This is a genomic window from Novipirellula rosea (genome assembly GCF_039541335.1).
GTDB lineage: Bacteria > Planctomycetota > Planctomycetia > Pirellulales > Pirellulaceae > Novipirellula > Novipirellula rosea.
Window position 1 is genome coordinate 971,535 of record NZ_BAABGA010000120.1, and the last position, 26,925, is coordinate 998,459.

19 protein-coding genes, 1 tRNA gene and 1 pseudogene are annotated in these 26,925 nt (G+C 55.6%); 6 read left to right on the forward strand and 15 right to left on the reverse strand.

Going from position 1 to position 26,925, the window contains the following annotated elements:
* Nucleotides 1–29: 29 nt before the first annotated feature.
* The 13 genes from ABD971_RS35710 to dxr form a co-directional block, all read right to left on the reverse strand.
* Entirely contained in the window at nt 30–2,264 is a 2,235-nt protein-coding gene (locus tag ABD971_RS35710; RefSeq protein ID WP_345328496.1) for an ABC transporter permease subunit/CPBP intramembrane protease, read from the reverse strand.
* Nucleotides 2,261–3,046, reverse strand: coding sequence for an ATP-binding cassette domain-containing protein (locus ABD971_RS35715; protein ID WP_345328497.1), 786 nt, complete (start codon nt 3,044–3,046; stop codon nt 2,261–2,263). The genes ABD971_RS35710 and ABD971_RS35715 overlap by 4 nt, the downstream gene beginning before the upstream one ends.
* Before the next feature lie 234 nt (nt 3,047–3,280).
* Nucleotides 3,281–4,588 carry a homoserine dehydrogenase gene (locus ABD971_RS35720; protein WP_339945398.1) on the reverse strand — a complete coding sequence of 436 codons (1,308 nt, stop codon included), beginning with the start codon at nt 4,586–4,588 and terminating at the stop codon, nt 3,281–3,283.
* 122 nt (nt 4,589–4,710) lie between these two features.
* On the reverse strand, nt 4,711–7,371 hold the full coding sequence (ppdK, locus tag ABD971_RS35725) for a pyruvate, phosphate dikinase (RefSeq protein WP_339945396.1): 2,661 nt from the start codon (nt 7,369–7,371) through the stop codon (nt 4,711–4,713).
* Nucleotides 7,372–7,936: 565 nt separating this feature from the next.
* A tRNA-Leu gene (locus ABD971_RS35730) sits at nt 7,937–8,020 on the reverse strand.
* 74 nt (nt 8,021–8,094) lie between these two features.
* On the reverse strand, nt 8,095–8,634 hold the full coding sequence (gene rplI, locus ABD971_RS35735) for a 50S ribosomal protein L9 (protein WP_008694035.1): 540 nt from the start codon (nt 8,632–8,634) through the stop codon (nt 8,095–8,097).
* A 69-nt stretch (nt 8,635–8,703) separates the two neighbouring features.
* Entirely contained in the window at nt 8,704–9,243 is a 540-nt protein-coding gene (ssb, locus tag ABD971_RS35740) for a single-stranded DNA-binding protein (protein ID WP_339945393.1), read from the reverse strand.
* A gap of 144 nt (nt 9,244–9,387) precedes the next feature.
* Nucleotides 9,388–9,825, reverse strand: coding sequence for a 30S ribosomal protein S6 (rpsF, locus tag ABD971_RS35745; protein ID WP_339945391.1), 438 nt, complete (start codon nt 9,823–9,825; stop codon nt 9,388–9,390).
* Between the two features lie 255 nt (nt 9,826–10,080).
* Nucleotides 10,081–10,683, reverse strand: coding sequence for an aminoacyl-tRNA hydrolase (pth, locus tag ABD971_RS35750; protein WP_345328498.1), 603 nt, complete (start codon nt 10,681–10,683; stop codon nt 10,081–10,083).
* 34 nt (nt 10,684–10,717) lie between these two features.
* Nucleotides 10,718–11,341, reverse strand: coding sequence for a 50S ribosomal protein L25 (locus ABD971_RS35755; RefSeq protein WP_339945387.1), 624 nt, complete (start codon nt 11,339–11,341; stop codon nt 10,718–10,720).
* A gap of 356 nt (nt 11,342–11,697) precedes the next feature.
* Nucleotides 11,698–12,987 carry a class I SAM-dependent methyltransferase gene (locus ABD971_RS35760; protein ID WP_345328499.1) on the reverse strand — a complete coding sequence of 430 codons (1,290 nt, stop codon included), beginning with the start codon at nt 12,985–12,987 and terminating at the stop codon, nt 11,698–11,700.
* Nucleotides 12,988–13,016: 29 nt separating this feature from the next.
* Nucleotides 13,017–15,185 (reverse strand): site-2 protease family protein, encoded by a 2,169-nt coding sequence (locus ABD971_RS35765; RefSeq protein WP_345328500.1) that lies wholly within the window; start codon nt 15,183–15,185, stop codon nt 13,017–13,019.
* A 13-nt stretch (nt 15,186–15,198) separates the two neighbouring features.
* Complete coding sequence (dxr, locus tag ABD971_RS35770) at nt 15,199–16,404, reverse strand: 1-deoxy-D-xylulose-5-phosphate reductoisomerase (RefSeq protein ID WP_345328534.1); 1,206 nt, start codon at nt 16,402–16,404, stop codon at nt 15,199–15,201.
* Between the two features lie 762 nt (nt 16,405–17,166).
* Here dxr and ftsH point away from each other — a divergent pair.
* The 4 genes and pseudogenes from ftsH to ABD971_RS35790 all read left to right on the forward strand — a co-directional run.
* Nucleotides 17,167–19,089, forward strand: a pseudogene (gene ftsH, locus ABD971_RS35775) (ATP-dependent zinc metalloprotease FtsH); the annotation flags it as partial.
* A gap of 150 nt (nt 19,090–19,239) precedes the next feature.
* Nucleotides 19,240–20,625 carry a vWA domain-containing protein gene (locus ABD971_RS35780; RefSeq protein ID WP_345328502.1) on the forward strand — a complete coding sequence of 462 codons (1,386 nt, stop codon included), beginning with the start codon at nt 19,240–19,242 and terminating at the stop codon, nt 20,623–20,625.
* A 98-nt stretch (nt 20,626–20,723) separates the two neighbouring features.
* The gene (locus ABD971_RS35785) at nt 20,724–22,400 is read left to right on the forward strand and encodes a sensor histidine kinase (RefSeq protein WP_345328503.1); all 1,677 of its coding nucleotides are present in this window, start codon (nt 20,724–20,726) and stop codon (nt 22,398–22,400) included.
* Nucleotides 22,401–22,440: 40 nt separating this feature from the next.
* Nucleotides 22,441–23,148 (forward strand): response regulator transcription factor, encoded by a 708-nt coding sequence (locus tag ABD971_RS35790; protein ID WP_345328504.1) that lies wholly within the window; start codon nt 22,441–22,443, stop codon nt 23,146–23,148.
* Between the two features lie 65 nt (nt 23,149–23,213).
* Here the strand turns inward: ABD971_RS35790 and ABD971_RS35795 are convergent, their stop codons facing one another.
* Entirely contained in the window at nt 23,214–23,432 is a 219-nt protein-coding gene (locus ABD971_RS35795; protein WP_345328505.1) for a hypothetical protein, read from the reverse strand.
* Nucleotides 23,433–23,763: 331 nt separating this feature from the next.
* Here ABD971_RS35795 and ABD971_RS35800 point away from each other — a divergent pair, with 331 nt between their 5' ends.
* Nucleotides 23,764–23,961, forward strand: coding sequence for a hypothetical protein (locus ABD971_RS35800; protein ID WP_345328506.1), 198 nt, complete (start codon nt 23,764–23,766; stop codon nt 23,959–23,961).
* A gap of 132 nt (nt 23,962–24,093) precedes the next feature.
* Here ABD971_RS35800 and ABD971_RS35805 read toward each other — a convergent pair whose 3' ends face one another.
* Nucleotides 24,094–24,354, reverse strand: coding sequence for a hypothetical protein (locus tag ABD971_RS35805; protein ID WP_345328507.1), 261 nt, complete (start codon nt 24,352–24,354; stop codon nt 24,094–24,096).
* A gap of 672 nt (nt 24,355–25,026) precedes the next feature.
* Here ABD971_RS35805 and ABD971_RS35810 point away from each other — a divergent pair.
* Nucleotides 25,027–26,313 (forward strand): M14 family metallopeptidase, encoded by a 1,287-nt coding sequence (locus tag ABD971_RS35810; RefSeq protein WP_345328508.1) that lies wholly within the window; start codon nt 25,027–25,029, stop codon nt 26,311–26,313.
* Nucleotides 26,314–26,925 lie beyond the last annotated feature (612 nt).

The window sequence follows — 26,925 nt, forward strand, 5'->3', positions numbered from 1 at the left end:
CTCCGCGATAAAAAACGCTGACGGTCGCACTACGCGCCCGCGAAACTTGTGGTCGGATCGACAATCGGTTCATCGGTGTGGATTTGATCCGCTTCGATTTCTTCGTCTGCACTTCGCAGCGATCCAAAATACAGCAAACAGGTGACGGCAATGCCCATGCTGATCACAATCCAAAACGGTTGATACTCGGGGCCTTGCTCGGTCGTTCGCAAGAAGATCGATGCGCCACCCCAACTGCTTTCGGTGATCCGCTGAAGCGAAACCGATAACGCATTGTTGGTGAAGTGAATCAAGATGCCTGGTAAAACGGATCCGGTTCTCAGTGCGATCCATCCCAGCATCAATCCCATCACCGTGGCAGCGATCGATTGCTGTAAAACCCCGTGCGAGATCCCAAACAGGATCGCGGTGACGACCACCGCACGCAGTCGGCCACCTTGGCGTTCCAAGCCGCCAAAGATAAAGCCGCGGAAGGCAAGCTCTTCGCAAATCGCCGGTACCAGTGCCATTAGTAATACGACCGAAACCCAAGGGGCGGCGGCGATTTGGTCGGCAAATGGCTTCATCGAAGCCATCGCTTGCTCGCTGACCGGGTACATATGGCTAATCCACGATGCCAACATCACGTAGGTAGGATGCAGCGTACAGCCCAGCAGCACGCCCAACGGCAGCGTCGTCCAGTGCGGCATGCGAATCCGCAGGCTTTTTCGTAGGGATGTCGTCAGCACGGTTGCCATTAATAGAGTCGGAGCCAGGATCAAACCAAGCTGCGGCATCAGCACTAATTTGCTGATGCCCGAAAACGTGGTCGGCATTTCAGTGACCGCTAGTTTGCCAAAGAACAATGCGACCAGGATCGCAGCGCCACAGGCAACCGCTTGACTTGGGGTCGCCGCAATTTGACGGTCACGCCACAGGTGCCGGACCCATTGCCGCAGTTCCCATTGCTCGTTGCTGCCAAACAGCACCGATTCATCATCAAATTGTTTCAGTGCCCAACGCGACGCCATCCACAAACATGTGACCGTGACGCCGGCCACCATCGGCAAATGCCAAAGCGCGATTCCGTATTGGCCTTCGACCAACGCACGGACCATTAAAAACATTCCCGTGACGGGAATCAAACTGGTGCCGACCGTCAATGTCGTGCCGGGCAACATCGGTAACATCACTAGCGGCAACGTGACCATCATCAGCGGCATCAAATAGTATTGGCCTTCTTTACTGCTTCGCGCCATCGCAGCGACCGCGAGTGCCAATGCACTAAACAGCGTCGACAACGGCACGAGTGCAACCAGCAACCACAGCATCGGGCCAATCGGCGGCGCCCCGATCGCGCCTGCACCACCCCCAAAGCTGATTTGTCCGATCACGAACGAGCTGGTCACCAACATGCTGCCAGCGTTCAGGATCGCGGTCAGCATACTAAAGGTCGTCACGGCGGCAAGTTTGCCAGCGACGATTTCCGAGCGAAGTGCCGGGCTGCACAATAACGTTTCCAGCGTGCCACGTTCTTTTTCGCCAGCGACCAAATCGATCGCCGGGTAAAACGCACCCGTCATCGCCCAAATCAACATGATAAACGGCAGCAGTTTGCTCCACAGCGCTGCCTCGCGAGTGCTGGCCGGTGCGATATCGATATCGTTGAGCTGGAATAGTTCGAGCGACATCATGTCGATGCCGGATTCCGTCAATCGCTCGTTGATCCAACCCGATCGCCATGTTCCCAGAATCTTGGCAACGCGTTCGCGGGCAACCATCGATTGATCCGAGGCCACATTGTAGAGCAATTGGATCGCCGCTTCGTCATTTTTTAGCCGCTGTTCGGGCTGCTTGAATTCCGGTGGTACGACGACCACCACATCGAACATCCCGCTACTCACCCAATCTTCGGCGCGTTCGGGAACGCTGCGACGCGAGTTTATGTCGTCCCATGGATACGTCACCACTTGCAGCGGGTCGTCGGCGGGAACCAGGGTTTCGGCGAAACAATCTTCGCCGACCAAAGCGGGGACGCCTACCAAATGGTCGGTGCCGATCACACACACACTGGTGGAATGTTGTTGGGTGAACTGAACCATCTGTAACAGCAGCGTTCCGACCAACGGGTAAAGCAGCACTGGCAAAACCGCGATCGTAAACAACGTCCGGCGGTCACGCAGTTGGTCTCGCATCTCGCGAGCATAGATCAGCCAGACCGAGGACCAGCGTAATTTGTCGGCGTTTTCGGCGGCTTGTCGCTTTTGTTTTGTAGAGAGGTTCATGCGAATGCTCCTGAGATTGCCAGTCCTTGCACTTCCGCGTCCCCTTGTTCATGTCGGCTAAGCAGGTCGAAGAAGACTTCTTCAAAGTCTTCTTGTCCATGGCGTTGTCGTAGGTTTTCCAGTGTGCCGCTGTCGAGGATTCGGCCTTGGTGCATGATCGCAATTCGGTCACACAGTTTTTCCACTTCGCTCATGATGTGTGTCGAGAAGATCAAACACTTGCCGGCGTCACGCAAATCCCGCACGATCGCCAACAGGTTGCGCGCCACCATCACATCGAGCCCCAGCGTGGCTTCGTCAAACACCAACACCGGAGGGTTGTGAACCAAGGCGCGGGCGATCGAGACTTTTTGTTTCATGCCGGTCGACATTTTCGCGCCCGGGACATCACGAAAATCGTTCATTCGCAATTGAGTGAATAACGTCTCGAGTCGTTCGCGAAGCTCGTCACGAGACATGCCGTGCAAACGACCAAAGTAGCCGACCATTTCCCAGGCGGTCATGCGGTCGTACATCGCGGTGTTGTTGCTGACGAATCCGATGCGTCGCCGCACTTCGGCGGGATCCTGCACAACGTCATGACCGGCGACGTTTGCGATACCCGAGGTCGGGCTCAATACGGTGCTCAAGATGCGTAGCACGGTGGTTTTGCCAGCGCCGTTGGGCCCTAGCAGCCCAAAGATTTCTCCGGGCGCGACCGTGAAGGAAACACGGTCGACGGCGATAAAGCGACCACGATTGAGATCGTCGTAGGTCTTTGTGAGATGTTGTACGTGAATCATGGATGCCCATCTGCCCCGGGATCTAATTGCCGTGGTCGGTTGAATCGTCGGGTGACGGTCAACACGGTCATAGCGGTTGTTCGCACGGGCGACCGCACCCTCATCGTTGGGCTACCGGATGTGATCGCGAGCGCATGACGAAACCGCTACGGAATCGTAGCCCCCGTTATGGCAAAGGACAGCGATTCATGAGCGAACATGGCAAAAACGTGAGCAAAGGGACCCGGGGGGGCGTTAATCCTTCACTCTAAGCCGTACAACCGGACCTGTGATCGAATCGAGTGATTCGATTTCTTGCGTCGCGGCCCGGGCGGCACCCTCGGTCGCTTCGTGCGTCATGATCACCAAGGGGACCGGATCAAGATGCGCAGATCCGTTTTCGCCCTCGTGCTGCATCACCGACGCGATCGAGATCTTGTGCTTCGCAAGCACGGCAGTGATCGATGCCAGCGTGCCTGGATGATTCGCCACGCTGAGCCGCAGATAGTTTCGCCCCACCAACGTATCAGCGTCGCGAAGCTTCGCACGCGGAGGATTGTCAATCGAGAAATATTCGAGCGTTTGGAACGTCAAACGGGTTCGACCGACCGCGGTGTCGATCAAGTCTGCGACGACGGCCGAAGCGGTCGGCATCTGACCGGCACCCAAGCCGTGATAGAACACCGGACCCACGGCATCGCCGACCACACGGATCGCGTTGAAGGCGTCGCGAACTTCGGCCAGCGGCGTGCCGATGCGGACCAAGGTTGGAGCCACGGAGAGTTCGAGTCCATCGTCGGCCAGATTCGCAAGGGCCAACAATTTGATGCGGTAACCGAGTTGGCGACTGTATCGCAAATCATCGGGATCCAAGCCGTCGATCCCGATTCGTGGAATGTCCGACCAATTAACGGTCGCTCCGAATGCCAGGTGGGCCAGGATCGCCAGCTTCTGAGCCGCGTCGGTGCCGTCCACATCCATTGTCGGATCGGCTTCGGCATAGCCTAGTTCTTGAGCCTTGCGAACGACGACGTCGTAGGGAGCCCCTTTTTCGTCCATCTGCGTGACGATGAAGTTGCTGGTGCCATTCAAAATGCCTTCGAGCGAGCGAATTTGGTTGGCCGACAAACATTGGCTGACGTTGGCGATGATCGGGATCCCACCGGCCACCGACGCTTCAAACGCGATGCTGCGGCCAAGCTCGCGAGCCCGCGTAAACAATTCCGGTCCGTGCTCGGCCAATAACGCCTTGTTTGCCGTGACGATGTCCTTGCCTGATTCGAGCAATCGCAGCATGATCGATCGGGCCGGTTCCAAGCCGCCGATCAATTGAGCAACGACCGAAATCTCGGGATCATTGATCACGTCGTCAAGCGAATCGGTCGCGACTCCTTCCGGAAGATCGACGTCACGTGGTTTGGCGAGATCGCGTACGACCGCCTTTTTCAGCCACAATGTGCGGCCAGCATGTCGCGACGTGCGATCGCCATGATCGAGCAACAGTTTCGCGACACCGGTGCCAACAGTTCCCAGGCCAACAATGGCAATGTTTGTTTTTTCCATGCGAAAATGGTAATCGGAACGACTGTTTTCGACGAGGGCACAGGGATACGAACATAAAAAAACAGCGGCCGTTTTGGGCCGCTGTTCGAGAGTGATTTTTACAGGCGTTCGAGAACGCGGAACTACTTCTTCGAGTTCAGTGCTGCTTGTGCCGCCGCCAAGCGTGCGATTGGCACGCGGAACGGGCTGCAGCTGACGTAGTTCAAGCCCGCTTCGTGACAGAACGTGATCGACGCAGGGTCGCCACCATGTTCGCCACAGATACCGACTTTGAGGTCTTTCTTGACGCTACGGCCCTTGGCGACACCCATTTCAACCAATTGGCCCACACCCGAGGTGTCGAGCGATTGGAACGGGTCCACCTCAAGAATTTCTTGATGGATGTAATCCGGCAGGAACGTGTTCACATCGTCACGGCTGTAACCAAACGTCATTTGCGTCAAGTCGTTCGTGCCGAAGCTGAAGAAGTCTGCGTGAGCCGCAATGTCGTTCGCGGTCAAGCAAGCACGTGGAATTTCGATCATGGTACCGATCGAGATATCCAAGGTGCCGCTGAACTTCTTGGCAGTCTTGGTTTCTTCGATGGTCTGTTCGACTTTGCCACGAAGCAGTTCCAATTCGTTCGCGGTTCCGACAAGCGGGATCATGATCTCGGGTTGAGCCTTGATCTTCTTGCCTGCACAGTTGATTGCCGCTTCGACAATCGCACGAACTTGCATTTCAAGGATTTCCGGATAGGTCACGCTCAAGCGGCAACCACGGTGACCGAGCATCGGGTTGGACTCATGAAGCGCTTCGCCACGCTTGGCAATTTCGTTGGCCGAAACGCCCAACTCTTTTGCCACGATCTTTTGGCTAGCCGATTCGTGAGGCAAGAATTCGTGCAATGGTGGATCTAGCAAACGGATGGTGACGGGCAATCCGTTCATCGCCTTGAAGATGCCTTCGAAATCTTTGCGTTGGAAAGGAAGCAATTTCTTCAGTGCTGCACGACGATCTTTTTCGTCTTGAGCCAAAATCATCGAACGCATGTGCGTGATTCGCTCAGGGTCAAAGAACATGTGCTCGGTACGGCAAAGTCCGATGCCTTCGGCACCAAAGTCGCGAGCTCGCTTGCTGTCCGCAGGCGAATCGGCGTTGGTGCGAATCGCCAACGTGCGGTACTCGTCGGCCCATTTCATCAACTTGGCAAAGTCACCTGAAAGTTTCGGTTCTTGTGTTTCCACTTCGCCCGACATGACTTCGCCGGTCGTGCCGTCAAGGCTGATGATGTCCTTGACGCCGAAGGTGCGTCCGCCGACTTTGATCTTCTTGCTCTTTTCGTTGATTTCCACTTCGCCGGCACCGGCAACACAGCACTTGCCCCAACCGCGAGCGACGACCGCCGCGTGGCTGGTCATTCCGCCGGTGCTGGTCAAAATGCCCGCAGCCGCGTTCATGCCGTCAACATCTTCGGGGCTGGTTTCTTTACGAACCAAGATCACCTTTTCGCCCGCGTCGGCTCGTTCACGTGCTTCTTCGGCACTGAACGCCAACTTACCAACCGATGCACCTGGCGAAGCAGGCAAGCCGCGGGTCAAAACGTCCGCAGCGTTACGCGCGGTCGGCTTGAAGCTAGGCAGCAACAATTGGGTCAAGTCGTTCGCAGGAACACGCAAGACGGCGGTCTTTTGATCGATCAATTTTTCCTTGACCATGTCGCAAGCAATCTTGACTGCCGCGACTCCGGTGCGTTTGCCAGTACGAGTTTGCAGCATGTACAACGTGCCACGCTCGATCGTGAACTCGATGTCCTGCATTTCAGCGTAGTGATCTTCGAGCGTCTTCTTGATCGCGATCAGTTCTTTGTGAACCGCTCGGTTCCACTTCGGCATTTCCGCAACCGGTTGTGGGGTGCGGATACCGGCGACAACGTCTTCGCCCTGTGCATTGATTAGGAACTCACCAAAGAATTTGTTTTCTCCGGTGTTGGGGTTACGAGTGAATGCAACACCCGTTCCCGAATCGTCGCCCATGTTGCCGTATACCATCGATTGAACGTTGACGGCGGTTCCGAGCAGGCCACGGATGCCTTCGATTTCACGGTAGCGAACGGCGCGGGCGGTGTTCCACGAACCGAACACAGCCATGATCGAAAGTTCAAGCTGCTTGATCGGGTCTTGTGGGAAATCTTCGCCAGTCGACTTTTTGTAAACCGCTTTGTAGGATTCGCAAAGTTGCTTCAAACCTTCGGCGGGAACTTCGGTGTCTTCGCTGACTTTGTACTTCTTCTTGATGTCGTCAAACGCTTTTTCGAATTGATGATGGTCCATCCCCATCACCACGTCACCGAACATGTTGATCAAACGGCGGTAAGCGTCATAAGCGAATCGCTCGTTCTTGGTGGCTTTGGCCAGACCTTCGGTGGCCGCGTCGTTCAAGCCAAGGTTCAGAATGGTGTTCATCATTCCGGGCATGCTGACGGCTGCACCCGAGCGAACGCTGACGAGCAGTGGGTTCGCATCGTCACCGAACTTTTTGCCCAGTTCTTTTTCGAGTGTTTTGACAGCCTCGTTAACTTCGTCCATCAAGCCCTTGGGCATTTTTTCGCCGGACTTGTAGTACGCGTCGCATACTGCGGTGGTGATCGTGAATCCGGGAGGAACCGGAAGACCAATCGCGGTCATTTCAGCAAGGTTCAAACCTTTGCCGCCCAAGATTGCTTTGCTTGAGCCACGGCCTTCGGTTTTTGTCTTACCGAAGTAGTAAACCATCTTATCAGCTGAGCCAGCTTTCTTTGCCATAGTAAGTCTCTGAAGGAACCGTCGTGGTTTGTAAGTGAGAGATTAAAAACAGATCAAAAGGGGAGCCCCAAACATCTTTGAGCGGTCCCAAACAATAAGGCATTGGCGGCCCTAAACCACGAATAACAACGCCTTTTACGGGGAAACTTTATTTCCCATTTGACCTAAGGTCAATGAGTGCTAACGAATTTGAAGCTAATCACTGCGTTGAGTTGGGCGATTTCGCCGTGATTGCCGTTTGCGCTGGGGCGGCAGCGATTTACTAATCTTGACGCCAATCCCGGCCGCAACTTCGTTGCTGCGGCAACACCCAAACAAACAGCGGTCGCCCAATCTCATCTACATTGGCAGCGGCACGGCACAAGCCGTCCGGTTGCAGCGAGTAAAGCGTTCGAATTTTAACGGGCGGCCCCGCGCCGCTCCGCTACCCAAAACACCCGCTGCGTGCCAAAGCGAGCTGCATTGGCAGCTGGCAAGCCGGCAGCTGGCGTTGGCAAGCCGGCCGAGTGCATAACGAAAAAAGCGGCGATGTGACTGATGCACACCGCCGCTCTTTTTAAATCAGTAGGGCTGACAGGAATCGAACCTGCACTCCAGTAAAGGAACTGGATCCTAAATCCAGCGCGTCTGCCAGTTCCGCCACAGCCCCGACGTGATTCGATGATGATAGTAAACAAGACGGCGATGCCGAAAGCCCGCCGTCTTGTTTTTATCAAGCAAAAATTAGACTTCTTCGGTCACCACGGTTGGGACAACCCAAACCTTCAGTGCAGCATCGACTTCGCTATGCAAGTGAACCTTGACCGTGTACAGCCCGAGTTCCTTCAGCGGACCTTCCAAACGGATTTGGTCTTGAGCCAAAGTGAATCCGGCACCCTTGAGGGCATCGACGATCTCGTGGGCGCCGACGCTGCCGTACAAATGGCCTTCGTCGTTGGCGTTGGCTTCGATCGTGATCGATTGCTTGCCAAGCTCGTCCGCCATATCGCGGTAGCTCTTCAGCTTTTCGAGTTCGATGGCTCGCAATTTTTCACGATGCTTCTCAACCATTCGTTTGTGATGGTCGGTCGCAACCGTCGCGAGTCCTTGTGGCAGCAGGTAGTTCAACGCGTAGCCGGATTTGACTTCGACGATGTCGCCTTGCTTGCCGAGGTGCTCGACATTGTGGATCAATAGTAGCTGAATGCCACCGTTAGCGCCTTTGGGCAAACGTTTAAATGGTCGCTTGAACGATCGACCCGTGCTAGTCTTTGGTTTCGGCATCACAAAACTCGAGTGAACAAATAGGTGGTGTGTATGGATGGATTGATGGGTTCTTAGGGGCCGTTCAGGTTAGAACGGGATGTCGGGATCGTCGTAACCGGGTCCGTTGCCGGTCGGTTGTGCTTCTCGCTGCCCCGCGGGGTTGCCCGCCGGCCGGGATTGGGTATCGCGAGACGCGTGTGAATCTTGGTAGTCGTGCGAGTCGTAGCTGTTCTCTTGGACCGTGTCGCGTCGTTGTGGTTGGCTTCGTTGCCGCGATTCTCCGCCGCCTCCACCACCACCGCCGCCGCTCAACATCTGCATCCGTTCTCCGATTACCCGCAGTTTGCTGCGTTTTTGGCCATCGGTTTCCCACATGTCAAGTTTCAGTCGGCCTTCGACAAGGATCGGTGAACCCTTGCTCAGGTATTCGCTTGCGACTTCTGCGGTTCGGCCCCAAAGTGTCACATCGACGAATGTCGTTTCCTCGACCCATTCTCCGGTAGCTGACTTTCGGCGGTCGTTCACAGCAATCGTGATTTCGGTCACCGCGGTACCCCCTTGGGTGTACTTCAGTTCGATGTCACGCGTGATGTTGCCTACAAGAACGACGCGGTTGTAGCTTGCCATGATTTTCCCCGAAACATTTTAAATGTCGAAATGTTTTTGCTTCATAAGTTGCGTCACGATGCTGGCCATGCTTCTGGGACGCGTTAAGATGCAAAAAATGCACCTATTCGCCATCCTACCGCTGCAGCCGTCGGTGAGCAAATACTAGGCTTCGGAGCTTACGACCGAATCGTCTTCTGCGTTGGCGTCATCCGAGCTGTTGTCGTCGGAATCGTCCGCATCTTCTTCGCTGCGATTCGATAGGGTGAAGGATTCTCCACGAGCGTTTGCAAGCATTGGCTCAACCAAGCGAGGATCCAGCTTGAGTGTCAATTCACGCAAGATGGGTTCGCACAGTTGGAACGCTCGCTCGATCTTGACAAGTTGTTCGCCTTCGATCTCGAAGTACGTCAACCAGTAAGTACCTTTTTGGTGCTTATCGATAGGGTAGGCGAGTCGTTGTTCCATCCACATCCGGCTAACGAGCACGTTGCCTTCGTTTTCGGTGATGATTTGTTCGATCTGCTTGCTAACGCCGCCTGGATCGCGAGCGTATTGGTTGCTATCGAGGATGAATAGCGTTTCGTAAGTGTTTTTCGCCACGGTTTTATCGTCTCTCTACGGTCTGATTGGTTGCGTTGAACGCAGCGCTGTTTCGGAAAATCTTCTGTTTTGAAGCGGTATGTTATCGAGGTGGTGTGATTTTGCCCAGCACCATATCGCATTTCCGCATTCGGGGTCCGCAGCGTTGGGTTCGGACCGTCGTTTCGCAACGTCAGTCTCGTTAACGCATTGGGGTTAACTTCTTACTCGCTTACTGAGTCCCGCAAAGGCTTGCAAAGTTCGTGTCTTGCAAGGTCATTGGGGTGGTTTGGTCTTGCCTTTTGGCTTGGCCGGGACCGTCCCGTTGTACTCAGTCATGGTTTGCGTAATCCCGTGGGTTGCCCAGTCCAGTGAGGCATAGGCGGCTCGGGTTGTCGCTTCATCGATCGTTTGCTGTTCGCTTTTGTTGAACTTACCCAGCACGTAATCGACGACTTCCCATCCTTCGGGAGGTCGGTCGATCCCGATCTTCAGTCGCGGGAACGACTCGGATCCAAGATGCCGGATGATGTCCGCCAACCCCTTTTGGCCTCCGGAGGACCCTGTGGCTTTCAGCCTCAGACGTCCGCAGGGAAGGTTTAAATCGTCGCAGATCACCACGATTTCTTCGGGGGTCAGTTTGAAAAAATCAATTGCCTTTCTCACGCTTTTGCCGCTGGCGTTCATGAACGTCTGTGGCCACAAAATCGCGAGTTTTTCGCCGCGGTAATTTCCTTCAGCCCAGAGCCCCTCGAAGCGAACTTTCGAAGGGCTGGCAGAGATCAATGCCGCAACTTTGTCCGCTGCCATGAAGCCGACGTTGTGTCGAGTTTGTTCGTATTTCTGCCCAGGGTTTCCTAGGCCGACGATCAATTTCATGGCAGTGGATCGATCAGGTCAGTGTGAACTGACCTTAGTCTTCCTCGTCCTTCGGTCCGCCCTTGGCGATCACATCCGGCTCGCTAGCAGCTTCAGCCGAGTCATCTTCGGCCTTCATTGCACGCGGCTCTTCAACGTGAGCAACCACGGTGTCGGCGGGGGTGACGAGTTCCACGCCGGCGGGCAGTTCCAAATCGCCAGCGGTCAGCGATTGACCGAGGTGGAGATCGGAAACGTTCAGTCCAACGTTCTCAGGGATATCGCCAGCCGAGCAGCGGATTTCGACTTCGTGATGGTTTTCCAACAGGATGCCGCCTTCGCGAACGCCCACTGGATCGCCATGCACGTGAATGGAAACGGTCACGTCCACTTTTTCGGACAAATTGACACGCATCAAGTCAATGTGCAGTACTTCGATCCCCAAGGGATCCCACTGCATCGCGCAAACCATCGCGGTTTCTTTGATTGCACCGGCGAGCTCAACCGTCTTGCCGTGATGGCGCAAGAGGGCTTTGACTTCGTCCGATGGGACCGATAGCGACTCAGTCGCTTCGCCGTGTCCGTACAATACAGCGGGGATTCGACCGCTCTGACGCAAACGCCGAGTGGCAGCGGAGCCTGTTCGCTCACGCTTCTCGACCTGCAATACGTCTGTCATGGCTGGATCAACCTTCCAGTCAAATTGTGATTCATCAATAAATTTCGGTAAACGCCGAACGCCGGCTCCACAGCCTCAGAGGCCGGATCGTATCAAAACGGGCGCGGCCGGAGGAAGCGCGTAAGTATGCGGGTTTCGCTTCCTCACGCAAGCCCAAAGAGGGCGTTTGGCACAAGCATTTCTTGGCGAATCTTGTCGGTCGCGGACAGATACGCCTGTCGCAACGATTTTTGTAGCCAACCACGACCGCAAACGTCACACCCTTGTGGTCGTGCTTGGGCTACTAAGATGCGGCATCCAAGCCGCCTTGGACGCTGTCCCAGCGGTGCTAGCCGTGTGCAGGGCGCATTATCCGTCTAACGCGTAAATGCCGCAAAAACGCCCTTTTCTGCCCTTCCAATCCATAACCCAATCGGCGATTCACCACAGGGACGCAGCCGTTTGCTGAGCACGGCGGGGTCGTGCCCGCTGCCCCGCACCTTGATCCTTTCGGCATATTGATTGCGTTGCCGAAGCTCGCGGCGAAGTTTTCGTTCGTCACAACTTCCCGACCAAATAACTTCGCCCACCGACGCGATCTCGCGGATTTTTTCCATACGGGCGTCGTCGATTTCATCTTCGCTGGTCAAAAATCCAGTGGGGCCGCCGAGTGTTTTCAGTCCGTAGGTGCGAGCAAAGTACTCTGTCATCCCCGCAGCGCGGACCGCCGCGTCGGGATCAATGATCCATTGCCCTGGCGACTTGGCCGAGGCCACGCGGATTGAATCCAATTCGCCCGCCGGCGTGTCGCTCGCGTCAAACCGCGAGTAGCTTCCATCGCTGCGGACCGCAAAGGCGGAAACGGAGCCCGGTTGGAATTCGCCCCGCGGCAATGCGTCGCCGAAAATCAGCGATTGTTCTCGTACGCCGCCCGAGAGCGAAATCCATGCTCGATGGGTGCGATCGTCCAGTTCGATTTTGGCCAGCTCGATCTTGGCTGCCGGCGCCAATTTGATGATCGCGGCCGGGGCCGCTTCGATCCGTGGCAAGATTTGCGAGAGCGAAGGTTGGTAGTCTTCGGGACGTGTCGTCCGTTTGCCGTCGGCGCGTCGATCAGGATCGAGATGGATCGCCGCATTCGCAGGAATCTCGATTTTTAGCACGTCTTCGCAAACGGTTTTGATGGTTCCCGCCGTGGCTGAGTCGCCGGACACCGCTTTGCGAAGATTCGCCTCGGTGTATTGCTGGATCACCGGATCCATGTCGACTGCGACCACGCCGCCATGGGGCGCACCGCGGCGGGCTAATTCTAATGCGTCGCCACCGATGCCGCAGCACAGGTCGTACACCAAGTGATCGCCGAACCAGCTCGATTTTAGCTTTGCCACCTGCCACGCGGTTGCTTGTTGCAACGCACGGTCGGTCGCCCACCAAACACCCTCGCCCAGTTTTTGGCGAGCTTTGCGTTGCAACCGTGCAATCGCAATCAATTCGTAAAACGCGTCGCTGCCAAATTGGTGGCGAAGTCGTTTGACGACCTTGGCGTCCGAGCCCGCTGGTGTGGACGACGCCAGTTCGGCAATCGCCGCTTCGTAAGCGGCGATCTGCTCGTCAGGAAGGCTGTCGTGCATCGGCATGCTGGCGGTGGATCCAGGAGGCGAATTCAAATGAACCCATCCGGTTCACGGCGAACAGGTTACAGCAGACGCAGGATGTCGTTCGCAAACACCACCACCATCAGCAGCAGAATCATCAAGACGCCCGCCATGGTTAGCCGCATTTCGAGCTGCTCGTTTAACTTCTTGCCTCGAATCGCCTCGGCGATCAAGAACATCATGTGGCCACCATCAAGTGCAGGAATCGGCAGGAAGTTCAGGATGGCAAGGTTCATGCTTAACATCGTCAGGAACAATAATTGAGGCGAGATGCCTCGCTCGGCTTCTTGTTTCGCTAAGTCCATGATCGCCAATGGGCCACCCACGTGACGCATTTTTACTCGTCCTTGCGTTGCCATTCGCAAAAAGCGGAAGACGTCTCGCAAGCGGCGTTCGGCTTCGCGGAGTCCCAGCGAAAGTGCGTCCGTGACCGAGCTTGCTCGTTGGATCGATTCGCTGGCGGTGAGTCCCAGCCCACGCTCGAACCAGACTCGGTCGTCTTGTTGCACCGCGACTTGCGTTTCAATCACGCGGCCTTTGGGGGATCGCGTCGCCAGCACTTGCAACTGGGTGCCTTCGGGTAGGTACTGGATTGTTTCGATCAGCGAACCCCATGGTGTAGGGCCATCTTTTTCCCAGCCTTTGCGTAATTGAGCGACCAAGGGCTCGAATTCCGCATCCTGTAACGGCGACATCAGTTCGCTGTCGGGGGTGATCAAGCGAACCTCTTGAATTTCGTCCCCGGGTTGCAGTTCCAGCTCCGATTCCGCTGCATCCCCAGCCAACAAATTGGGCAACACGCTCGCCACGGTGGGCAGCGGGCGATACGAAAATCCAAAGCGGTTGATCGCAATTTCACCCGAAATTTGCGAGTCCGGAGCGTGAGTTTGCAATGAATCTTGCGGGGCCAGTTCGACTTCGATCGTGCGAGCGTCGTCTCCTTCGCCTCGCTGCAGCGTCATCGTAATCGGCTCTTTCGCCGAAATCAGTTCTAGCGGCAACTTGTAGGCGTCGATCTCGGTGTCGCCGTTGATCGCGGTGATCACATCGCCGACTTGGACGCCTGCCTTCGCGGCAACCCCTTCTTCGACCAACCCGGTGATCGGGCTGATCGCCCAGCGAACGCCAAGCATTTTCGCTTGCTGGGGTGGCAAGTCGACTTTGTGCTCGCTGCCATCCACTCGCTCGAGTGTCAACGAGATGGTTTTGGTCGGATTGGAGTACAGGTAGTTGAAAAACGGCGTCGAGGGAACGATCAGCTCGTTGTTGATCTTCTTTCCGTCATACGCGACGATTTTCGACCCTGCATCGTCTCCGGTCAGCACGGTGGCGGCGATACTGCCAGGCATCGCAACGGTTTTGGAACTGAGTTCGAGCGAGGTGGGGCTGACGATCCCGATCATTCGCACGTCGGCGTTTTCGGGGTGAGACGCCGTTTTTAGGTTGTATTTTCGAACCCCTTCGTCATAGCGAATCGACAAGCTGATGGGCTTTTCGGGATTATCCAACCCTTCGGTCAAAATCGCCATTCGCATTTCACGGAAATGCATTTGGTCGTCGGTCAAACCGCCAACGGACACGACTTGCCCGCCGGGTTCAATGCCAGCCTGCCACGCCGGGCCGCCTGGGGTCACGCCGCCGATGATCGACGGGTTGTAGGTGACGCCGTAGCCGTACGCGATCGCGGCAAACAACACGCCGGTGATCAAGTTCATCACGACACCGGCGCTGATGATGATCATCCGCTGCCAAACCGGCTTGGCGGGGAAACTGCGTGGATCCAGCTTTTCAGGGGCGGTGTCATCGGCCTCTTCGTCCGCTTCGGCTGCGTCCTCTTTCATGCGAATCCGCTTCGCTTCTTCTTCGGCTTTGCGAGGATCGTCGTCCTGGCCGAGCATTTTGACGTAACCGCCTAGCGGGATGATTCCGATTCCGTATTCCGTCTCGCCGTATTGGAATTTGCCCAGCGTTCGAGGGAACTTGATCGGGCCAATTTGGATCGGAACGTCAAATCCGACGTAAAACTTTTCGCATTTCACGCCAAACGATTTGGCCGCGACAAAGTGCCCGAGTTCGTGAACGAAAATCACTAGCCCAATGCCTAATGCGACCAGTCCCCATTGCCAGATCTGGGTCGCCAAGGAAGTAAGTACGCCAGCTTCGTCGGTGGCTGCCAACGGCAAAAATTGGGCAAGTAAATCGATAAACATATTTAATTAGGTTTTAGGTTGCATATTGTTTGCGAACTTCGGCACGAGCCCATCGGTCCAATTCCAACAGCCGACTTAACGACGGTTGAGGCTCGAAATGATGGTGTTCCAAAGCCCGGCGGCACGCGGGCACGATGTCAGTAAAGCGAATTTTTCCTTCCAGGAACAGACCGACCGCTTCTTCGTTGGCGGCATTGACCACCGAACCGGCAGTTCCACCCACGCGGGCGACCTCGAATCCGAGGTCCAGCGCCGGAAAACGCTCGCGGTCCACCGGTTGCAGCATCAGATCCCATTGTCGCGTGCGGTCCAGTGCCGGCGTCTCGCACGGCAGTCGTCGGGGGTAAGTCAATGCATATTGAATCGGTAAACGCATGTCCGGCGGGCTCAACTGAGCAATCACCGAACCGTCCTCGAATTCGACCATCGAATGGATGATCGATTGAGGATGGACCACCACTTCGATCGATTCGGCGGGAATGTCGAACAACCAGCGAGCCTCGATCACCTCGAGTGCCTTGTTCATCATCGTTGCCGAATCGATCGTAATTTTCGGGCCCATATCCCAGGTCGGATGATTCAGTGCCAATTGAGGCGTGGCGTCATGCATCTGTTGAATTGATGCATTGCGAAACGGGCCGCCGCTTGCCGTCAGGATTAATTTGCGAGGCTTGCACCTGTTTTCGCTCTCCTCGCTACTTTCTTTGTCGCCCAAACACTGGAAAATCGCAGAATGTTCGCTGTCGACCGGCAGCACTTCGGCACAACGGCGGTCGGACTTCGTTTTTTGCAAGCTCGCTTGCACGAGCGAACCGGCGACAACCAGCGTTTCTTTGTTCGCCAAAGCGACCCGTTTTCCGCTTTCGATCGCCGCCAGCGTGCTTTCCAGCCCGGCGCGACCGACGATGGCGGCGACGACAACGTCGACTTCGGGGGCCGACGCAATTTCGACCAGAGCATCGGGGCCGGTTTTGATTTTCGTCTTCGCTAGCATCGTCCCCGCCGCGAATGCGGCGGCGGATTCAGGGTCCGACAATACGATCTGGTGGGGGGGGCGTTCGAATTGACCCGCCAATTCACCGAGCAGCCCGACATTGCGGTGTCCCGACGCGGCCCACAGGTTCCACGTTTTCGTTGGGTCGATCCGGTCCAAATGGTGCAAAACATCGATGGTCGCGGTGCCGATGCTGCCAGTCGCTCCCAGCACCGCCACATTCATGGCTGGCGACGACTGCAATTCCGAGGTGTCCTGTTTGTCCAAAGTAACGGGTCCAGAACCGGAATCGGCGAGAGGGTGGGGGGAGGAAGCTTCGTCAGAGTTCGCTGGCACGAGAATTTTTTTGGTCGGAGAAAGATGTTTTCAGTGCAAGACGAGTGAACGATTGCGGTCGTCGTGATGTAGTCAAAAGACGTTCACGTTGGCGATCGCCGGACTTCCGGAACCTTCGTTACGATCGATCGCCCCATCTGGTTCCGCCCAACATAGGCTTGCCGTTGGACGTGGGCAATCAAACAATACGTAATAAAATACTGTCTAAGGAATCATCTCGTCTGGCGTTTGGGGCCAAGCGACCCGCAAGACCGCATCGTTTTGTATCGATGGCGTGCGTTGGGATCGCCTTGCAAGCAGAAAGCTTACCCCACTTTTTCGACTTGATGACATACGAAATATCCAAAATCGAGACCCCTCTCTGGTAACGCAATGACCGACGATAAGCGAAAGAAATCGAGCAGTAACGAACCACGAAGCGGCGGAAATATGTGGTTGGTGCTCGCTGCGATCGTCTCCGCCGTGCTGCTCAGTACGTTTTTGTTCAGTAATAACAGCCACCGGCTGCGTTATCCGGACCTGCTGGTCCTGCTGCAGAAAGAAGCGGACGCACGCAAATCCGCGACCGCGAATCCGGCGGCGACCGCAGACGATACGGCAATGAAGTCCGACGACCCGGCAAAGTCCTCGGAATCCGACGCGGCCGCAGCCGACTCGGACGATGCCGATGCGACCGAAACCGGCAACGAAGTTCAAGCAAATCCATCCGAATCGGTAGCAAGCGATCCTCGGACGCTGGTGGTTTCGTCGATCAGCGACCCCGATAAAAAGGTCGAGTACAGCCGCCCTCAATATATTAAGGTGTCGGACGAAAAGATTACCGGCACGGTGATGTACCGTCCGCTCGGAGCAAAGCCTGCGGCCAAGCTCGAGCCGATCCAGTTTGAAACCATCCACACCTCGGGGAACGAAACCGAGGATCGTCGACTGGCCGAATTGCTGACCGAATCCGGAGTGATTTGGGACAACGATCGTCCAAGCCGCTTTTTCGAGCAACATTGGCCCGAGTTGTTGATGATCGGCGTCTTGGTGATGCTGGGCATCATGATGCTTCGCCGGATTGGCGGCGTGGGGTCGCCGATGTCGTTTTCGCGAAGTCGTGGGAAACTGTACGGTCAAGAAGAGCTGCCGCTGACCTTTGCCGATGTGGCGGGGATCGAAGAAGCCGTCGACGAGGTTCGTGAAGTCGTCGACTTTCTTAAAAACAGTGACAAGTATCAATCACTTGGCGGCCGCATTCCCAAGGGAGTGTTGTTGGTGGGGCCTCCTGGTACTGGCAAGACGTTACTCGCCAAAGCGATTGCCGGCGAAGCAGGGGTGCCGTTTTTCAGTCTTTCCGGTAGCGACTTTGTCGAAATGTTCGTCGGTGTCGGGGCGGCTCGCGTCCGTGACATGTTCCAACAAGCGACCAGCCGGGCGCCCTGTATTATCTTTATCGACGAGCTGGACGCTTTGGGAAAAAGCCGTAGCGGCAGCGTGGTCGGCGGGCACGATGAACGCGAACAAACGCTCAACGCGTTGCTGGTCGAGATGGATGGATTTGATTCCAACTCGGGCGTGATCATTGTCGCGGCCACCAACCGTCCTGAAACATTAGACCCTGCCCTACTGCGTCCGGGACGATTCGATCGACACGTCTTGGTCGATCGCCCGGACGTCGCCGGTCGCGAGGAAATCTTGAAAGTCCACGTCAAAAATGTGCGATTGGACGAGAAGGTGGAACTTCGCGACATCGCGTCGATCACGCCCGGGTTCGTTGGGGCCGACTTGGCCAACCTCGTCAACGAAGCGGCGCTGTTGGCCGCGCGAGCGGAAAAGCAAACAGTGGGCATCGAGCAATTCAATGAAGCGGTCGAGCGAGTAACAGCGGGTCTAGAGAAGAAGAACCGCGTGATGAACGAAGATGAAAAAATTCGCGTGGCCTATCACGAAGCTGGGCATGCGATCGTGGCGGCCGCATTGCCCAATACCGATCCCGTTCATAAGGTGAGCATCATTCCTCGTGGATTGGCTGCGCTCGGTTACACGATGCAGCGTCCCGAGTCGGATCGCTATTTGATGACCAAGACGGAACTGGAAAGCAACATGAAAGTGTTGTTGGCCGGCACGTTGACCGAGGAAATGACGTTCCAAGACATCAGCACCGGAGCCCAGAATGACCTCGAACGCTGTACCGAGATCGCACGCAGCATGGTGATGGATTATGGGATGAGCCGGATGGGGCGGATCAATTTTCGCCGTAGTTCACGCTCCGCGTTCTTGGCCAGCAGTGGTGGTGACGGCTATCAAATGAACCACAGCGAAGAGATGGCCAAGATGATCGACAAAGAAGTCGCCCGGATCATCGAGGACGCGCTGGTGCAGACTCGCGAAATCCTAGAGCAGCGCCGCGAGGTGCTCGAAGCAGTCACCCAGCGGCTGCTCGATGTCGAAGCGATCGACAGCGACGAACTGATGCGACTCATCAAAGAAAACTCACGCGGCCCGTGGCTCGTCCCCGGAACCGTCACCGAGAAACCCAAAGCTGTGATGCCGCCGGTCGAAGGTGACAAAGCGAAAGCCGAGGCTCCGTAAGCAGTCGTCTGAATTACCCGTCAGACAATGTTTTTACATTGTTTTGATCTCTCGCGAACCATTCATTCGCGGGAACGTGGTTTGATGATCTTCTTAAGTGATCGCTCACGCGTGGCGATCGCATTCCTGGCTACTCAAGGAGATCTCGTCATGTTCCGTCAAGTTCGCAGTGCGTTCATTCTGGCGGCCGTCGTCGCGGCCAGCCAATTCGCGGTCCCCGTGGTCGCTGCCGTTTCGGCGGCACAGGTCGGGTTGGACGTCGGTGTCTCGAGTCCAACGATGCAAGCGGGCGAGAAATCGACCAACTACATCCGCATCGCCTTGACCGGCGCCGAGCTTCCTCAGGCCGAAACACGGCCTCCGGTGAACGTCGCTATCGTGATCGACACCAGCGGGTCAATGAGCGGTGAGAAGATCGTCCAGGCTCGCAAGGCTGCGATTGCGGCGATCAATCGACTGCAAGACCGGGATATCGTTTCGGTGGTGCTGTACAACTCGTCAACCGAGGTGTTGGTGCCAGCAACCAAGGCAACCGATCGAAAATCCATCATCGCCAAGATCCGTGGCATCCAAGCCGATGGCAATACGGCGCTCTTTGCCGGTGTCAGCAAAGGAGCCGCCGAGGTTCGTAAGTTCCTGGGGGCCGATTCGGTCAATCGTGTGATCCTGTTGTCCGATGGGATTGCCAACGTCGGTCCCAAGAGTCCTCGTGAATTGGAGCGACTCGGTGCCTCGCTCGTCAAGGAAGGGATCAGCGTCAGTACGCTGGGGCTGGGGCTGGGGTACAACGAAGACTTGATGAGCAAATTGGCCAGCGCGGGAAGCGGCAACCATATCTTTGTCGAATCCGCTGATGATCTTATCGCAGTGTTTAACAGCGAGTTCAAAGATCTGATGAGTGTGGTCGCGTGTGACTTCGAAATTGTGGCCACCGTGGCCTCGGGCGTCCGTCCGGTTCGTGTCTTGGGAACCCCAGCCGACATCACGGGCAACACGATCCATATTCCGCTGGCACAATTGTACTCGCGACAAGAACGCTACTTTGTTTTAGAAGTCGAAGTGGATGCGGGAGAAGCGGGGCAATCACGCCCGCTCGTCGATGTCTCGGTGGAGTATCAAAACATGACATCCGAAACGATGGACAAATTGACAAGCAGTATTGCGGTCCGTTTCAGCGCCGAATCCGCCGAAGTCCAACGGGATCGCGATCTGGAAACGTATGCTTTTTGTGCGGTTCAGATCGCGAACGAAAACAATATCCGAGCTACGGCACTGCGAGATGCGGGGCAGGTCGACGATGCAAAGAAATTACTGAACCACAACACAAAAATGCTGCTTCAGTGTGCGGCGGATTGCAAAACAAACAATGTCGATTTCGTGGTCCCCGAACTGGAAAAAAATATAGAAGTGAATCGGTATCAAGCGCTGAATGTTGATAATAACCGCGACTGGGCTCGAAACCGCAAAGTCATGCGTGGTTACCAGAACGAGATCCAGTCGCAGCAGTCCTACTCGGTCGAAGTGCCGAAGAAGTGAGTCAGGCCGCTGGAGAGATCGCGTTTTGACTAGAATGCAGTCACGTGGCTCCGCAGTTCACGGCTTTCGCTTCCTGCTTTTCGCTTTCCAAAAACTCCATGACGCACCGGCTTCTGTTTGCACTGATCGTTCTGATCGCCGCGCCGCTGGTGCTGCTGGGGTGGGGATCGTCGTCGCTGCTTCGTCGCCAACGCGAAACCGCTCAGCAGCAACTCACTTCTGTGTTGCAATCCCGTTTGCTTGAAATTGATCAATCGCTTGCCGAAGTGCTTGCAGGACACGCCCGGCGGATCAGCGAAAAACTTGATCGGCCCGGTAATCCGATCCGTAATTTCGAGGATCTTACGCGGCACGATCCGGTCGTTCGCCAATGCTTTTTTGCCAACGCAAAAGGAGTGATTGTTTATCCGCCCAAACCGGTCGCCGACGATCCCGAGGCGATTGCAATCTACGCCGCCTTGCCAGCGATCATCGCAAGCAACCCCGATCTTGAAACGAGTGAACGTTCGCGGTCAATCGACAAAACGTCGTCCAGAAAACAGCAAACGCGATCGAAAATGGTGGCTTCCAAGTCCGCGGGCAAGCCCACCGCGACGACGATGCGGTGGCAGGTATGGTACATGGACGAGGGCAGTCAATTGATTTTGTGGCTGCTGAAAAGTAACGGGGATTCGATTGGCGTGTTGTTGGAACGTGCTCGTTGGGTTTCCGAACTGATTGCGGCGCTGCCGGACGCCAAGTCGGTTACGGTATCGGATTCTCGTGAGCCATCGGGACCCCAGAGACCATCGGATACACTCAGTTGTACCTCGCTTGTCGACGAGGCGGGCCAACTCGTGTATCGCTGGGGAAGCGATCTTGAAACCACCGACGATCCGATCGTTACCATCGGGTTGTCGCCGCCGCTGTCGAGTTGGCAACTGCAATACAACAACGCGACTCCTTTGGTGGTTCATTCGGGGTCACTTCCAACGATCCTGTCGATTTCGGGATTGGCGGTCATGCTGTTGGCGCTCGGAACGTATGTGATGACCAGTGTCCAGCGTCAAATGCATGTCGCACGTAGTCGCGTCAGCTTTGCGGGGCAAGTGTCGCACGAATTGCGAACTCCGTTAACGAATATCCGCTTGTATGCCGAGTTGGCCGAGTCCGATTTGCAAAGCATGCCCGAGGGGCACACACGGGAATCAATCGAGCGACGGCTGAGTGTGATCGACAGCGAAAGTCGGCGGTTGGGCCGCTTGGTTTCCGGCGTTTTGGAAATGGTGCGAGACGAACAAAATGCTCGCGCACCGTCCTGCCAACCCACGGACGTTGACGAAGTGATCGATCAAACATTGGCCCAGTTCGCTCCCCGTTTTGAAACGTTGGGGATCGAGGTGGAACGGGATGCACGCGTTGCCGAGCGGCTTAGCGTTGATCCTGATATTTTGGAAATGGTGCTGGTGAACCTGCTCAGCAACGTCGAGAAATACGCTGCCAAGGGCAAATTCGTCCGTGTCGCTTCCTGGATCGATGGAGGCGAGTTGGTGGTGACGGTAGCGGATCGAGGCCCAGGAATCCCGCGACGCTATCATCGCAAGATCTTTCGCCCCTTCTTTCGCCTGGACGATTCGATCCATGCACCCAGCGGGACGGGAATTGGTTTGGCGATCGCCAAGCTTGCCGCTCAGCGACACTCTGGACGATTGTCGATTACCAACGCCGACGTTGGCACTGAATTTGAATTGAGAGTCGCGGTCGATGTGAGTCACTCCGGTCGCACTGGATCTTGATTGTTTCTTTGCCCCCAAACACACTACCATTAGCAAGTCGATGCAACTGAAGATTCTGATCGCCGAGGATGATCCTCATACCCGCGCCGCGCTTGCGGAAATTTTGCGATCCGAAGGGCACTCGGTCGCCGAGGCCGCTGATGGACATCAAGCAAAATGTCTCTTCGATCGCGATCGACCACAATTCGCTTGCTTGGATGTGATGATGCCTGGGCTAAGTGGGTATGACCTTTGTCGTCATTTTCGCAGCCTCGATCCGGCCATCCCAATCTTGTTTATCACCGCCAAGGCCGAAGAGATTGACAAGGTGGTGGGACTCGAATTGGGCGCCGATGACTACATCGCCAAACCGTTTGGCGCCAAAGAAGTCGTGGCGCGAATCCGAGCGATTGCTCGGCGAAGTATTCGAGGGTTCGAGCTGACCACGGATCCTATTTCTCTTCCCGAGTCGGATTTCAGCATGGGCACACTTTGCGTGATGCCTAAAAAATTGCGTGCGATGCGGGCAGATGAAGTGATCGAATTGACGCTTCGCGAGTTACGGATTCTGCAGCTGCTCGCCAGCAAGCCGGGCGAAGTGGTGGATCGCGATGAGCTTTTCCGCGTCGCTTGGCAAGAGACGCATCCGCTGAATACGCGAACGCTCGATCAAACCATCAGCCAGCTGCGAAAGCGAATTGAAACGGATCCAAAACATCCACAAATTATTCAAACTGTCTACGGCGTGGGCTATCGGTTCGAACCCTAAGCAGACGTTAACCAGACGTTCGAAAGCGACTTCGGCGTTTCAAATCGACTGAAAGGCCGCGAGACTTAGGCTGGACGAGCAAAATAAAGAAAGCTGGACCCGTTCTGCGGTATCCAATCTTCCTGCCCCCGATCATTTTCCTGCCCAAACCAATCACCAACGATGCCTTCGGTGATACACCACGGCTGCTCCGTCGTTTCTTGATCCCACCACACTAAATCCGCGTCGCCGTAGCGGCGAGCAGGAACATGGGCTGGGCAGGAAAATAAAGAACGCTGAATCATCCTGCGGTATCCGATCTTCCTGCACCCTGTCATTTTCCTGCCCAAACCAATCACCAACGATGCCTTCGGTGATACACCATCGCTGCTCCGTCATTTCTTGATTCCACCGCACTGAATCAGCGCCGCCGTAGCGGCGGGCAGGAACATGGGGTGGGCAGGGAAATAAAGAACGCTGGACCCGTTCTGCGGTATCCGATCTTCTTGCCCCGATCATTTTCCTGCCCAACCCAAGAACCAACGATGCCTTTGGTGATACACCACGGCTGCTCCGGCGTATCTTGATGCCATCGCACTGAGTCCACGCCGTCGTAGCGGCGGGCAGGAACATGGGGTGGGCAGGAAAATAAAGAACGCTGAATCCTTTCTGCGGTATCCAATCTTTCTGCCCCCTGTCATCTTGCTGCCCAAAGCAAGAACCAACGATGCCTTCGGTGATACACCACGGCTGCTCCGTCGATTCTTGATCCCACCGCACTGGATCAGCGCCGCCAAAGCGGCGGGCTGGAACATGGGGGGGGCAGGAAAATAAAGAACGCTGGATCCGTTCTGCGGTATCCGATCTTCCTGCCTCTGTCATTTTCCTGCCCAAACCGATCATCAACGATGTCGTCGGTAATACACCACTGCTGCTCCGTCGTTTCTTGATCACACCGCACTGAATTCACGCCGTCGTAGCCGCGGGCAGGAACATGGGGTGGGCAGGAAAATAAAGAAAGCTGGACCCGTTCTGCGGTTTCCAATCTTCCTGCCCCCTGTCATTTTCCTGCCCAAACCAATCACCAACGATGCCTTTGGTAATACACCACTGCTGCTCCGTCGTATCTTGATGCCAGCGCACTGAATCAGCGCCGTCGTAGCGGCGGGCAGGAACATGGGGTGGGCAGGAAAATAAAGAACGCTGAATCCTTTCTGCGGTATCCAATCTTCCTGCCCCCGATCATTTTCCTGCCCAACCCAAGAACCAACGATGCCTTTGGTAATACACCACCGCTGCTCCGTCGTTTCTTGATCACACCGCACTGAATCAGCGCCGCCGTAGCGGCGGGCAGGAACATGGGGTGGGCAGGGAAATAAAGAACGCTGGACCCGTTCTGCGGTATCCAATCTTCCTGCCCCCTGTCATTTTCCTGCCCAACCCAATCGCCAACGATGCCTTCGGTGATACACCATCGCTGCTCCGTCATTTCTTGATTCCACCGCACTGAATCCGCGCCGCCGTAGCGGCGGGCAGGAACATGAAAAGGGGGCGGCCACTCACTTTAAAGAAAGTGAACGAGGCGACGAGATCCCAGCGCCACTCACATGATTTGTAATGCTGCTCAAACAACGAACTTGTTGCCGCACCAGTACTCAGCGGTTGACGTTAAGAACAAAATAATTGGAGATAGGTTTGAATTAATTATACTATGTTATGGCACGTGACACTCGCCATTGCTGTAATTACGACGTCGTAAGGCCGTTACAACCCGAATAAAGTCGCAAGAAATGATGCTAATATCGTCTTTTGCCTTTACCGCGTCGAGTTCTCGATCACAAGCCACAAATGATCTGAAAGAGTTTAGAGTATAAGGAACCGTCCTCTGGAGAGTTTGCTATGCCCGGTCCAATTGGTTTTTGCCGTTTGCAGGTTACCGGTCTATTGGCGATTCCACTGTACTGCGTTTCCGCTTGTTTCTTTTTGCTCGTTAACGACGCACTAGTCTGGGGCGTTGAAGTCGCACCCAAATCAACTGATTCTGCCTCGCTGCATCCGCTTGATCCTTCACTGGCAACGACGACGTTCGAGTCATTGGATCAATCCATTCAAATCGATAGTGATTTTTGCGGGGGACGCTTAAATGAGTGTTTCGAGATCACGCCCACTCGCTTCCAATTGGTGGTGCGTCCCGAACGTAAACCTATCAACAATAGCGCTTGGTATGCTTTCCGTATTCGTTCAAACGAAATGCGTAGCATCACAGTGCATCTGAGCTATCAGGGCGGGACGCATCGCTACACGCCGCGGATCAGTAACGATGGCATCATTTGGCGTGATGGCCAGCATCTGGTGTCTTCGGTCCATCCCAGTGGATCCGAGGTGGTGTTGCAGATGGATGTGGGGCCGGAGGTGTTGTGGGTCTCGGCGCAGGAACTGATCTCCAACGAAGACACCGAGCGATGGGCGGAGGGATTGGCGACGCTGCCGCACGTGACCCGCTCGGTGTGTGGGAACAGTGTCCTGGGGCGACCCATTTCAAAACTTGTCATTGGTGACCCGCAAGCCGAATCGCCGGGGTACGTGTTTATCATGGGGCGGCTTCATCCACCAGAAACGACCGGCGCGATTGGGTTAATGCGGTTCGCCGAAGCGATTGCGGCGGACACCAAATTGACTCAGCAATTTCGAAGCTCCTTCCATGTGGTCGTCGTTCCCAACGCGAACCCGGATGGGGTCGAGCAAGGACGATGGCGATGTAACGCCAATAGCGTCGACTTGAACCGCGATTGGGGGATTTTCCGACAACCAGAAACGCGGACGCTGCGGCGCGAACTGCTGGATCTAAAGAGTCGTGGTCGCGATTCGCTTTATCTCGTACTCGATTTCCATTCGACTTATGAAGACGTTTTTTATCTGACCGAAAACGTTGACGACGCGTTCCCCAAGAATTTTACCGCGACTTGGTTGAATCGCTTCGACCAGCGGTTGCCCTCCTATTCGGTGAATCTGGACAAGACGCATAATTCTAAACGCACGACCTCCAAAGCTTGGGTCGATCGTGTGCTGAATGTGGCCGCGGTCACCTATGAATTTGGTGACAATACCGATCGCGATGCGATCGCCCGCTTGTCGCGAGTTAGCGCCGAAGAAATGATGCGAACGCTGCTAAATTATCGCAACTAAGTTGGAGGCGATTCACCACTGCGGGTATCCGAAAGCGACTACGCGATTCTGAGCGTGCAGTCACGTGATCCGCAATCCATACCCCCACGATCCAGCTGACAAAGGAACGTGGGCGAGGGGTGAGTCGAACGCGAGGTCGCACCCCAGCGATCTCACCCGGAGCCAGTCCCCTCTCTCGGAGACTGCCGGTCTCGTTAGCCGTGTTGACGCTAGCCACGGTTTCGTCACTATCCAACCGGTCTAGCGCCAGCCGGCTAGCGTAATAGCGGTGTTGTTGCACTAAATCAGATTCCCCCTCGGTTGGACGTGGCAACGCTCCAGCAAGGGGCGTATCAGGGACAATGATCTGCTTTTTTTGTTCTCTTCCCACGGCGTTCTCGCGCCGCGTCCCTCAGCCCGGATCGAATGTGAAGGACGACAAATTAACGATTTTCCTAAAAATGACGAATTTGAGGGAACTTCTAGAAAAACCGGGCATCCGAAAACCGGCTTTCCGGTGTGTGTTTGATGGTCCCTCTGCAGTGCCGTCCTGCTGTTTCCCGCAATAAGTTTGCTTCGCGAGGATCCGTAGCATGGGGGCTGTGGATGACCCATTCCACTATTTAGCGGGGG